8 protein-coding genes are annotated in these 12,193 nt (G+C 38.8%); 1 reads left to right on the top strand and 7 read right to left on the bottom strand.

Going from position 1 to position 12,193, the window contains the following annotated elements; all coding sequences use genetic code 11:
* Window positions 1-9 precede the first annotated feature (9 nt).
* Genes csy2 through cas1f form a run of 4 tightly spaced genes read right to left on the bottom strand, consistent with a single transcriptional unit; the run spans window position 10 to window position 6,516 of the window.
* A complete protein-coding gene (gene csy2 / locus I6L31_RS16195) occupies window positions 10-894 on the bottom strand; it encodes a type I-F CRISPR-associated protein Csy2 (RefSeq protein ID WP_005003490.1) in 885 nt (294 codons plus the stop codon).
* Entirely contained in the window at window positions 894-2,144 is a 1,251-nt protein-coding gene (gene csy1, locus I6L31_RS16190) for a type I-F CRISPR-associated protein Csy1 (protein ID WP_005003488.1), read from the bottom strand. The genes csy2 and csy1 overlap by 1 nt, the downstream gene beginning before the upstream one ends.
* A gap of 23 nt (window positions 2,145-2,167) precedes the next feature.
* Window positions 2,168-5,554, bottom strand: coding sequence for a type I-F CRISPR-associated helicase Cas3f (gene cas3f / locus I6L31_RS16185; protein ID WP_005003486.1), 3,387 nt, complete (start codon window positions 5,552-5,554; stop codon window positions 2,168-2,170).
* Window positions 5,551-6,516: a type I-F CRISPR-associated endonuclease Cas1f gene (gene cas1f / locus I6L31_RS16180; RefSeq protein ID WP_005003484.1), complete on the bottom strand. Its 966-nt coding sequence runs from the start codon at window positions 6,514-6,516 to the stop codon at window positions 5,551-5,553. Before cas1f ends, cas3f begins: the two co-directional genes overlap by 4 nt.
* Window positions 6,517-7,086: 570 nt before the next feature.
* Here cas1f and I6L31_RS16175 point away from each other — a divergent pair.
* The gene (locus I6L31_RS16175) at window positions 7,087-8,919 is read left to right on the top strand and encodes a monovalent cation:proton antiporter-2 (CPA2) family protein (RefSeq protein WP_004990095.1); all 1,833 of its coding nucleotides are present in this window, start codon (window positions 7,087-7,089) and stop codon (window positions 8,917-8,919) included.
* A 63-nt stretch (window positions 8,920-8,982) separates the two neighbouring features.
* Here the strand turns inward: I6L31_RS16175 and I6L31_RS16170 are convergent, their stop codons facing one another.
* From I6L31_RS16170 to I6L31_RS16160, 3 genes are all read right to left on the bottom strand, one after another.
* Window positions 8,983-9,327: a hypothetical protein gene (locus I6L31_RS16170; RefSeq protein ID WP_004990097.1), complete on the bottom strand. Its 345-nt coding sequence runs from the start codon at window positions 9,325-9,327 to the stop codon at window positions 8,983-8,985.
* 346 nt (window positions 9,328-9,673) lie between these two features.
* Window positions 9,674-10,630, bottom strand: a complete 957-nt coding sequence (gene cntB, locus I6L31_RS16165) for a carnitine monooxygenase, reductase subunit CntB (protein ID WP_004990099.1) — start codon at window positions 10,628-10,630, stop codon at window positions 9,674-9,676.
* A 104-nt stretch (window positions 10,631-10,734) separates the two neighbouring features.
* Entirely contained in the window at window positions 10,735-12,186 is a 1,452-nt protein-coding gene (locus I6L31_RS16160; RefSeq protein ID WP_004990103.1) for an NAD-dependent succinate-semialdehyde dehydrogenase, read from the bottom strand.
* Window positions 12,187-12,193: the final 7 nt, after the last annotated feature.

The raw sequence follows: 12,193 nt of genomic DNA, 5'->3' as shown, positions 1-12,193 counted from the left end.
AAGATTAAATTAGTTTGTTATTAAGTTTTGGCAAAGATAAAGATTATTTTCTAAATCAACATGATATTGCCATAGGAGTTGATCCATACTTTTAATACGATAAGGCATAACAAATTCCCCAAGCGTCAAAACAGCTTCCGCAAAACGGTGCGGTGTGTCGGCATCACGCTGATTTTTTGCAATACCTAATTCAGAAATTCCCTGAAAACCCACCGCAATGGGTACAAGCCACCCCTTTTCTTTTCGGCTGCTTGACCACGTGATTTTTCCATCATCATCTATTTGTGAACTATGTGTGACTTTTAAATGGTCTAAAACAGCATCTAGAGCATCCTGCCCTTCTTGCATACTTTGAATGACTAAATCACGACGCTCGATCAACACATGACCGAGCATGAGTTTATTTAAAATTGGCTTGAGTTCTTGATCTTTTTGACCATCTTCATCAACAGTCAAAAGCTCACAAGCTTTTACTGCAAGTAAATCACCGCTCGCAAATTTCATACTAGAAATACAGTTTTGTATGTCGTTTAGTAATGTTTCTTTCTCATCTGGATCAATATTTTGACATTCAATTAAAAGCGAAACTTCTAAATGACAACGTGCTTCTTCAATAAATGCAGGTCGGCTACCATCCTTATCTAGTGGATTTGCTGTACCAATAATGGAATGAACAAAATCACTCTGTCCTTTATGCGTTTGCAAGTTAAAGTCATGACAACTCACAGCGAGTCGCGTCAATTCAATATCATGCCCCTTGGCATTTAATTTACGCTGTAAGGCATGCATTGCCCCTAGCCATGCCGTTATCGCAGGAAATCCAATGCTATACGGACTACTCATGGCATTGGCATTATGAATTTTTAAATGTGGAATTAAAATAAAGCGGCGCATTAAAAAAACTCCTTGATCTGTTGTAACGATTTCTCAATACGCTGTTTAACATCCAACAGCTCCCCTGTTCCTAACTTATAAGCATCGCTGATCACTTTTTCATAGCTACGAATGATCCACCTTGCAATTTCTCGGCTTAGCTCATCTCGCCATTCTGAATTTTCTTCACGTTCTTCTTTATAAATTTGATCTAACCAAATGCGTTGTAATTTAGGCAATCCAACATAATAGTCCTGATTTGACCATCCACTTTCGGCATATTCTCGTGTTTTTAGAGCCTGTAAAAGAACTTGATCAATGACAAATTGAATAATGTTTCGAATCGCTGTGCGAATATCGATATTATTCAGATCTAATTGCATAAATTTATGCAATTGAACAAAACTATCCTGATAATTTCTTCGATATAAACACTGTGCAAAAAAATCTGTTTTAGGCAAACGAATCGCTCTTTTTTCAATTACAGGCGGACAGCTTGAAAGTAAATAAGCTCGCCCTGCATTTTGACTATTTAAAACACTCACATTTTGTGGTTGAGTTCCGCCATAGGCAGTCACTGTTAGATCATAAATATCAGCATAACCAATCTCATTTAACTCATTCTTCTTACGATTTTCTTTAGCTTGTTTGGTTTCTTCCGAAAAACGAATTTGATCAATGGTTTGTTTTAACTTTGTGATTAAACCTGATGGCGTTAATAACGACAATAAATGATATTCGCCCTCTGCTATTGGAAAATACACCTGTTTTACCAAATGATCTGTTTTCACAGAAAAATCCGTTGTTTTTATTTTTAAAAACTCAAAACTTAACTGTTCAAAATCAAGCTTATTTTGAACTAAAAGTTTTTTTAAATCTTCATTTTGCTGCTCAAATCCATCTAACACTGTTGATTGATCAGTCAAAGGTAAAGATAAAAATTTAAAAACATCCATTGCAGCCGCATTACCAAAAACATCCAAACTATAATCAACATTACCGCTACGCAGATAACCATCACTCTTCTTATTCGATGTAGCAATCACACTTGATGTTTTAGCGCTTGGATGGCTGAATTTACTTGGATGACTCACCATTGAAAGCTGAGAAACACGCTTTGCCGCATCAGGCAACCATTCATTTAAGCTAAATTTATCATCTGCCTGTTGATTTAATTCTGAAATTACAGCTTCTGTTTCTGCCTTTTTTAAATGATCTTTTAACCACAATTCTTTACGCTCGTTTAAAAAAGTATGAATACTCTCAGTCATACTTTCCCCCTATATTGTTATTACTATAAAATGATTAGTCCAAATTGTTCTGAATAATTTAACTGCTTATCTTCATCATATTTGGGCAACATAACTTCCCCATAACGCCTTGATAATTTTTCAATCTTTGCATTAATATCCTCATTTTCATTTAATTTATCAAGTGCCATACAACTTAAAATGTCGTGATAATCACGATTTAACCATAATCGCTGTTGTTCAATGACATTTAATTCATACGGCTTAATCTTGTAGAGACCACTACGATCAATATACTCACCAAAATCATCTCGTTCACAAAATGCAAGCTTGCCATTTTTCAACACAGCAAAAAGCTGAATGTTGGCGGTACTCTGTCGAAATGGCGTAAATTGCTGCGGCAATGCGGTTAAAAACCATTTTTGCGTCAACCATGCATTCAAGGGTTTAGCACCTTGTTTTTGATATGATGTAAGCGCATCAATCATGACCGCATGCTCAAGATCTGCCAAGTTTTTAATTGCCTGCAAAGGCTCATTGGCTCGAATTCTTGGAATGGCATTAACTTGTACTAGATTTTCAATATCAATCAGTTTAGATAAATCTTTTGTCTCCAAAATAAAATTCGCTTTAGCAGAATCAACCTCAAACCCTGGTTTTTCAAAAGCAACTTTCGCCCCACGTAGACCTTTCAGATTATATTGCATCAACGCAATATTCGACTGCTGAATATCTTGTTCTAATTTACGATGTCGTAAAACACGCCCTGCTAACTGAATAATCGAACGATAAGATGATGGCTCGATAATAGCCCAATCAAAATCATGATCTCGTCCGACTTCTTCAACTGGTGTTGCAACGAGAATAAAAATTACATCACCGCAATCTGTGGTATCTAAATGTTGACGAATAACGCCATCATTGCCTGTTTCTAAAAATGCCTTAGGCTGTTCACCCTGTTTTTCTTTACGTTTCAGCGTTTCATCTAAATGTTGTTCTTGTTTACTACGCAATAATAGCACCTGCCGACTATGATAAGCCATCACCCGTGGTGCAACATTTTCCGACCATTCGGCGTTTAACAAATATCGGGTGAGTGCAACACAAGGCGAAATATTGGCAACACGTATCACGCCAAAAGAAACTTTTTTCCCAGTTTTGGCATCAATACTATGATGTGCTTGATGCAGCTTTTCAGCTTCAATTTTGATTCGTTTGAAATATTGCTGTTGAATACTTTCTTCTAAACGGGGCTGTTCTTTTTCAGCCACCAAATCCTTACAATCAACAATATAAGCTTTGTGCTTAATGATTTGCTGATTTAAGGCATCTGCACGGATTTTCACAAATTGAGCATGCGCCGTTTGATAGTTTTGAATACTATTTTTTGGCTCAAGTAAGTCAATCGATTGAATTTGCGTTTTAAACTCATCGACCCACATACACTGCACATCTGTTTTTTTTATTTTTTTAAATGCACAATACAACTGCCACCCTTGCTGGTACGCATTGAAAAACCCTTCTGCTAAAGCAGGTGGAATGGTTGCCGATGAAATCATGACTTTACGTCCAAGCATGCCTGCCAAGTGCACCAGTCGCGCAATCGCAATTAAATCTTGCCCATTAAAATCATCCACTTCATCAATCACTAAATCGGATGATGATAATCGCAAGCTCGGTAAAATATATTTTCCACCTCGTTTGGTTTCAGTTGCCGAGATAATGTGATCAATGGTACAGACTAAAACAGGTTTATATAAAAAAGCTTTGTTGCGCTCGGCTTGATGTTGAGGGAATAGTGCATCCATAAAATCAGCTTGAGGCATATTGTCATAAATCAGTTCATTGCCTAATAATTCTTCTAAAGACTCCGAACCTAATTCCTCAATATCCGCCTCTTCAGATTCATGACTCGCTTTATTTTTTTGTTGATGTAATTCCTGCACTGCTTTTGAGCCAATTAGAATTGCCAACTCATCTTTAGCTAAACCAATATCATGTTGATAAGAATCACCCGTTTGTAAAGTTAAAGTTCTTAACCCTAATGCCAAAATATAGCGTAATGATTGCGCATCTTTCGAAAGAGCCTGCATAATTTTGGCATTGGCAATGGTTTTGCCTTTACCTGTACTGGCCATATTGACAATAAACCAGCCTTTATCGGCTGCAATTTCATTTTTCTGGATAAATTGCTGAATGCCTTTAACCGCTTGATCTTGCCATTCAAAACCTTCTGGGCTTTTCTTTTTTAGCTTTTTCAAGTCATAAGCGGGTTCCATCTCGTCAGCCAAACGACTCAAAGACTGCGCGACTCGCATGGCATTATCACTGACACGCACCAAATGCTCATCAAGCTTTTGTTTGCCCTCTTTCGTTTTTGGATCGGTATTCGCTATGAGCGATAAACTGGTTTTCCAATTTAAATCAGCATTACAAGATGAATAATAATGATCGCCTAACATTAAGCAGAGTCGAGCATGGTGTAAAACGACTCGCCAACTGCCATCTTTAAAAATTTGCTCTAATGAGCTTAATTCTTGAACTAAACGACCTGACCATTTTTTTAACTGTGTTGTCCATTCAACCGATTGGCTTAATAGTCCTTGTTCAAACTCGAAACATAGCTTTAAACGTTGCTTGTACTCCGTTTCATCCTGTTTATTTTGATATCCCCAATTTGATTTAATACTTTTGAATAAACTGTCGAACGTGTCTTTTTTTATATCCGCATATTCTCTACGAGATTTTTCATCTAATGCAGGCAACCGATGATGTGAAACAATCAACCATGCCACCAATTGCGCCAATGGCGGGAGTTGGTCAAGCACTTTTGATTGATCAGAATTTTGCAATAACGTATTTTTAAGTGTTTGTTCATCCCAACTGTGTTGCATGAGTAAACCTAGCCATGCTTCATCAGACTGATTATTTCCTGACGATTGCACCAAAGCATTGAGTAATAAACAAGAAATCCATTCATGTCTTAACGGATCACCCTTTTTTGCATTTTTACTTTTGCGCTGTAATTTTTCTTGAAATAAAACAGTAGCTTTACCCCAATCATGCAATAAAGCAGATACCGCCACCAATGCTTTGATTAAGGGCAAATAATGCCAATCGTTTTCCCATTTATTTTGATCTAATTTTTTCTGTGTAGTATTTACAGGGACTATGCCTTCATTATTAAATTTGTTCCGATTCCCTACAATCCACATCAATTCACTTCTACGCCGACCACGAATCCAGTGACACGAAATAGCTGTATTCTTCGTCACTGTCTTTTTAAGTAAACGCTTAACTGCCAATAATCCATCTTCGGTAATGACAGTCTGCCATGTGTTATCCCCAATACGATCAGCAAATGCATCCAGCACACGACGAGTTCGAGGAATCGCTTTCTTTTCGCATTGAGAAATGAAGGTGACGATCATAATTCGCTCTCCAAATTTGGAAAGTTTCGACACGCCTGTAATCTCACCTGTTCAAACATCCAGTCCAGACACCGATATTCTGTAAATTTCTGCAAAAGCTGCTGACGAAACTCCTGCTCAGATATCCCCTCTTTTGCACAAATAAAAGCCCACGGTAAAACCACTGCATCCTTTATTAAATCAGCCACATCAAACACTAATGCACCACGGCGGGTTTTGCCGTGCATGACTGCAAAACTGTGTGAAATACCTAATACCCAAAGAGTCGTAGCAGCTAAACCGTAGGCCAGATAATTGCCATGATTCAAAAAGTCATTCGCTAAATCACCCTGTTCAGGATTTCGTTCAAAACTCAATTTACAACGAGTAGCAGCGATTTTATAAAGTTGCTTGGTCGTCTGCGCTTCAGCAAGCAACAAATCACCGACTTTGCTTTGATGTGGAATTTTCTTTTCAAAACTAGTTAAAGCTTGTTCGATATCTGCATCATCAAGATAGAAGCCCTCATCTTTGAGGTCTTTGTCTTTTGCCCAGATTCTGCGGATAAACTCGATACGGGCTATTTGAAAAGCTTTTGCCACTTCCAAACGTTTAGCATCGTCAAACCAAAAACTCATCCAGCCTTGCATGTACTCCGTGGGTCGATATTCACTTTGTGGCATCATCCATTCAATTTCAGATCCCATAAACAGTGGCGTCCCACCTCCACCTGTAAACCCCACCAATACCCCTGCACTGGCAAGCATTCGCATGGCTGCTTGGGTAATCGATGTCCCCGTTCCTAATAAAATTACTGTGGTATTGGCAATCGGAATATTCCAGTATTGGTTTTCGTTTTTGGCCTCAGTTAAATATAAAACGCGACCATCTTTTTGCATGACTCTGCAATGTTCAAGATAATAAAGATTGGCTCGCTTAGAATGTAATATCGCTTTTAAGTCTGATGGTGAAAGTTGTTCCATTTTTATCATCGTATTGCTTTGATGTTATTAACTAAATTAACATACGTCCGTTTTTGTTTTACATCATTTTTTCTGTTAAACGTCATAAAATGTCGTGTATATTTATCCTTAAAGACAAAAATTATTTTAATTTTCGATTATCACTATTCGCTTTAAATCAATCATAAAATCACTTTCATATTGATCAAATTCTCTTTGTCCCACAGATATCAGTTTAGAATAAATTTTATTATTACAGATCGATCTAACGGGTAATTCAATCAAGCAATACCGCCATCAATCTCTAATTTTTATAATGATAAATGAATAAAGTAAGATGATTAGATCAAGCTGTATTAGTACAATATTTTGAACGTTTTATGATTTTTTAATCATTTTAATTTCAAATCTTTCAAAGTCTTTTTATGATTTTCACTAATTTATCAATAAATTTAAGCAAATTTTCAGAAAAACTTGAGTTAAAAACTCAAGTTTTCTCTATATAACAGTAAAAGATTGTTATGATCTATCTGACATATAAACAATGATGATTTCTTTTTTAACACCATTTTGTTCTTTGGACACATTTTCATGGCAGCAGAAGCACATTCTCTAGGACTACTCAGCCCTGTTATTTTACTGGCTGCGGCTGTGATCGCAGTCCCAATTTTTAAACGCTTAGGGCTTGGATCAGTCCTTGGTTATCTTATTGCAGGCTTAATTATTGGTCCATTTGGTTTTGCGTTTATCCATGATCCCGCTTCTATTTTACATATCGCTGAACTCGGCATTGTCATGTATCTCTTTATCATTGGGATGGAGATGCAGCCTTCTCATTTATGGAATATGCGACGTGATATTTTTGGTCTAGGCACACTACAAATTACGTTTTGTACAATAGGACTCACTGCAATTGGTTTACTGTATGGTTTTGCATGGCAAATTGCCTTTATTGGTGCGGCAGGTTTTGTTCTCACTTCAACGGCCATCGTGATGCAAATTTTGGGAGATCGTGGTGATTTAAGTCAGCCCAATGGCCAAAAAATTGTCGCTATTTTATTGTTTGAAGATCTACTGATTGTGCCATTGCTCGCCATTGTTGCCTTTATGTCTCCGAATCAAGTGGTTGAAAGTACACCAGATCGTTTAAAAGATATCGGGATTGCACTGGTAGCTATCGCAGGTCTCATTGCGGCTGGCTGTTGGCTGCTCAATCCATTATTTAAAGTTCTGGCGGCTGCCAAAGCGCGTGAAGTCATGACAGCCGCAGCATTGTTGGTCGTTTTAGGCGCAGCATTACTCATGCAAGTTAGTGGTTTGTCTATGGCAATGGGCGCATTCCTTGCAGGTGTTTTACTCTCTCAATCGACTTTTCGTCATCAGATTGAAGCTGATATTGAACCATTTCGCGGTATTTTATTAGGTCTATTTTTCCTTAGTGTAGGAATGTCACTTAATCTATCGGTTGTACAAAATAACTGGCTCCTTATTCTCAGTAGCGTCATTGCGTTGATGTTCACCAAAGCTGTCCTCATTTATTTTGTCGCGCGTCTCACGAAAAGTAGTCATGCAGTTGCTCTAGATCGTGCGGTACTGATGGCACAAGGGGGTGAGTTTGCATTTGTGCTTTTTACAGCCGCCGCAAGTGCGCAAGTGATTGATGAAACGATCAAATCCAATCTCACGGCGATTGTGGTTTTGTCCATGATTTTTACCCCCCTGCTTGGTATTTTGGCCAAACGTTTCATCAGTCCAAAGAGTTCTGCCTCTCTTGACCATATCGAAGTCGCCAATAATTTACATGGACGTGTACTACTCATCGGATTTGGACGTTTTGGGCAAGTTGCCAGTCAGCTTTTACTGGCGCGTGGCGTGGATGTCACATTGATCGACACTGATATCAACATGATTCAAAATGCCACAAAATTTGGTTTCAAAATTTATTATGGTGATGGGACTCGTTTAGATATTTTGCATGCATCTGGAGCCGCAAATGCTCAGGCAATCATGGTATGTGTGGATGATAAAGAAACGACCAACCGTATCGTTGAATTAGTCAAACATGAATTTCCACTGGCCAAATTGTTAGTGCGCTCTTATGACCGTGAACATTCATTATCATTGGTCAAAAAAGATGTCGATTACCAAATTCGTGAAACCTTTGAATCAGCATTGCTGTTTGGCGGTGCCACACTTGATGCTTTGGGAGTAGAGAGTAGTGAAATCCACGCGATCACCAAAGAAATACGAGAATTGGATAAAGAGCGTTTTGAAACTGAAATTGCAGCGGATGACATAGATGCAGGTATAGGTTTTCAATTTTCAAACACTGAACATCAACCTCGTCCAACTTCACCACTGATCAAACCTAAAACCCACAGTCAAATTTTAAATGATTCAGATAAGTCGGCTATGAAACAATAACTGAATCTTTATATCCTTCTTTTCCGCAAATATGAATAAAACCGAGTTAGACATGATTCGGTTTTATTTTTTTATTGTTAAAAGACTATCAGCTGGTGTGACGACTGCTCTTTTCTGTTGTCTTTGATACAAGCAAAGTTCACGTCCTTTTTGATTCTTCATATGTTTCTGCGGATAATTTCCTTCTAGGACTACAGCCGAATAACCCACACGATCATCAAATAACATAATATCGCTGACTGCTTTTACATTTTTTAAGGTACTGGCTTTCGCACATGCAGTTTTAATCGCCTGATCGTGCTGTTTCCATGCCTGATCTGAACTTGCATGCGTTATTCCTGCAACAACACTACATACAATTAATGATAATTTAAAAAAAATTGACGCCTTATCTTTACAGTATTTCATTATAAATACTCAATCGTTTATTCACATTTATCATGGAATGAATCAGGACAAAGGCATAGTGTTTCACACAAGATTTAACAGCATTACTTGAAAGGATTACATATGTAGTAGTGAAAGCAGATGAACTCTAAATATTTTATTTTAATTATGCAGGAGACCGCTTTGATCATTGTTTAAATCCTCTTGATTATTCTCCCATAGAGGAGAAAAATAAAGAGGGTCTAAACAATTATGAAAGAAGTCTAATGTCTTTGAGTAAAACAACTTTAGACCAAGTATTCTCACTTTGAATTATACTTTTAAAAGAAATCATTCTTGATCAAGCTATCTTTCTAATCCATACAACTTATAAATTCAATACTAATTTTTTCCCTTTAGCACGTGACACGCAGATCATCATGGACTGCTGTGATGCTTTTTCATCATCACTCAGATACTGATCGAAATGCTCTGCCTCACCTTCCAGAATCATGGTTTCACAAGTCCCACACACCCCTTCACGACATAAACACTCCACATCAATGTTGAGGAGTTCAATTGCCTGTAAAATGGTTTGATTAGCTTGAACTTCGACTTGTTGATTGGATTTCGCAAGTACCACTGTGAATGCTTCACCTTCTTCTGGTACAGTAGATGCAAACTGTTCCCAATGAATATATTCATCGCGGTAACGATGATAATTACAACGATCGATCACCGCATCAATCATTGGCTTAGGCCCACACACATACACATGCGTACCTTTGGGTTGAGACCCAATCAATTGATTCAGATCAAGACATTTTCCATCCGAATCGATATAGCTGAAAATATGTTCAGCATGTTTTTGTTTGAGCTCTTCTAAGAGTGCAGCATGCTCTGACGAACGATAGGCATAATGCAATTCATAATCAGCACCGCGTACAGCCAACTCATCCATTTGCGGTACAAACGGAGTAATCCCGATACCTCCCGCAATTAAAATATGTTTCTCACCATCTGCCGCCAATGGAAACAAATTCTTCGGTTCAGAAATAAGAATCTCACAGCCTTCATTGCATTGATCATGCATAAAAACTGAACCACCTTTACCTTCAATATCTTTACGGACACAGACTTGGTAAGTCGATAGATCTTGAGCACAGCTCATCAATGAATAGGCATTGGATAGCTGGTCATTCATTTTCACAATAATATGACTACCACCATTGAATTGAGGGAAATTTTGTCCGTCCTGACGTTTAAATGTAAACCGTTTGATTAGTGGAGTCAGTTGCTCTACCCGTGTGACCACTGATGCAAACATTTCATAATGACTAGCCATGTCTAAATCCTCTTTACCACATTCTGCTCATCTAAGCATTCTCTAGTTTTAAACACATATTGTAGATTGGGCTGTCCTCGAAAACAGCCCAATCCACTGTGTCTCTACAATCCTAAACACATATATTTAATAGTCATAAATTCTTCTAAACCGTATTTAGAACCTTCACGCCCCACACCTGACTGTTTGACACCACCAAATGGTACAACTTCATTGGAAATAGCCGTTGAGTTCATTCCAACCATGCCATATTCCAGCTGTTCAGCGACACGCCAAATCCGTGAAATATTTTCGCTATACACATAAGCCGCTAAACCAAAAATGGTATCGTTGGCTTGCGCCACCACATCCGCTTCATCTGTAAAGCGAATTAAAGGGGCTACAGGGCCAAAAATTTCTTCCTGAACAATGTCCATATCACGCGAAACATCGGTTAGAACCGTTGGTTCGAAGAAAGTTTGTCCAAGTGCATGTTGTTGACCACCGCACGCCACTTGGGCACCTTTGCCACAGGCATCATCAATCAACTGTTTTGCTTTCAACACCGCTTTGTCATTGATTAATGGCCCAATCTGCACATTCGCTTCCAAACCATTGCCGATTTTGAATTTTTGTACTTCTTGCACAAATTTCTCGGTAAAGGCCTGATAAACCTTGTCGTGTACGTAGATTCGATTGGCACAAACACAGGTTTGCCCTGCATTACGGAACTTGGCAAAGATTGCACCTTGTACCGCTTTATCCAGATCGGCATCATCAAAGATGATTAATGGTGCATTGCCGCCCAATTCCAAAGCTAACTTTTTAATGGTGCCTGAACATTGCTGCATCAATAAACGACCCACAGGTGTAGAACCGGTAAAGGTCAGTTTTTTGACTTTTTCATGGCTAGTAAAGACCGAACCAATCTCTTGTGATTTGCCTGTCACCACATTAATGACACCCGCTGGGATACCTGCCATCTCTGCCAGCTTGGCAAGCGCAAATGCGCAATACGGCGTTTCATTGGCAGGTTTGATCACAATGCTACAGCCCGCTGCCAAAGCAGGTGCTGCTTTACGGGTAATCATCGCAATCGGGAAATTCCACGGCGTAATGGCTGCAACCACGCCGACAGGCTCTTTGGTCACAATAAAACGCTGCTGACTGTTGGTGGTCGGAATCACATCGCCATAAACGCGTTTGCCTTCTTCAGCAAACCATTGAATAAATGAAGCCGCATATTTCACTTCACCCAATGCTTCGGCTAAAGGTTTACCCTGCTCAATGGTCATAATGCGTGCCAGTTCATCAGCATGACTCAAAACCAGTTGATACCAAGCCAATAACAGGTCTGCACGTTTTTGTGCGGTTAATCCTTTCCATGCAGCTAAAGCCTGATACGCGACTTCGACTGCCTCGGTAGCTTCTGCTGCACCCATATTTGGAATGACGCCAATTTCTTCTCCTGTTGCAGGATTGGTCACAGCAATGGTGGCATTAGATTGTGCACTCACCCATTGACCATTGATCAGTCCGTGTTGTTGAAATAACGGACTTGCTTGCAAACTTGACATGTCATGT

Origin of the sequence: Acinetobacter septicus (genome assembly GCF_019355975.1) — a bacterium.
Lineage (GTDB): Bacteria > Pseudomonadota > Gammaproteobacteria > Pseudomonadales > Moraxellaceae > Acinetobacter > Acinetobacter ursingii.
This window is presented reverse-complemented; position numbering and strand designations above follow the sequence as displayed.

Excerpts from the sequence above, each read along its gene's own strand:
- csy2 (WP_005003490.1), bottom strand. The coding sequence starts at position 894 with ATGCGCCGCTTTATTTTAATTCCACATTTAAAAATTCATAATGCCAAT.
- csy1 (WP_005003488.1), bottom strand. The coding sequence starts at position 2,144 with ATGACTGAGAGTATTCATACTTTTTTAAACGAGCGTAAAGAATTGTGG.
- cas3f (WP_005003486.1), bottom strand. The coding sequence starts at position 5,554 with ATGATCGTCACCTTCATTTCTCAATGCGAAAAGAAAGCGATTCCTCGA.
- cas1f (WP_005003484.1), bottom strand. The coding sequence starts at position 6,516 with ATGGAACAACTTTCACCATCAGACTTAAAAGCGATATTACATTCTAAG.
- I6L31_RS16175 (WP_004990095.1), top strand. The coding sequence starts at position 7,087 with ATGGCAGCAGAAGCACATTCTCTAGGACTACTCAGCCCTGTTATTTTA.
- I6L31_RS16170 (WP_004990097.1), bottom strand. The coding sequence starts at position 9,327 with ATGAAATACTGTAAAGATAAGGCGTCAATTTTTTTTAAATTATCATTA.
- cntB (WP_004990099.1), bottom strand. The coding sequence starts at position 10,630 with ATGGCTAGTCATTATGAAATGTTTGCATCAGTGGTCACACGGGTAGAG.
- I6L31_RS16160 (WP_004990103.1), bottom strand. The coding sequence starts at position 12,186 with ATGTCAAGTTTGCAAGCAAGTCCGTTATTTCAACAACACGGACTGATC.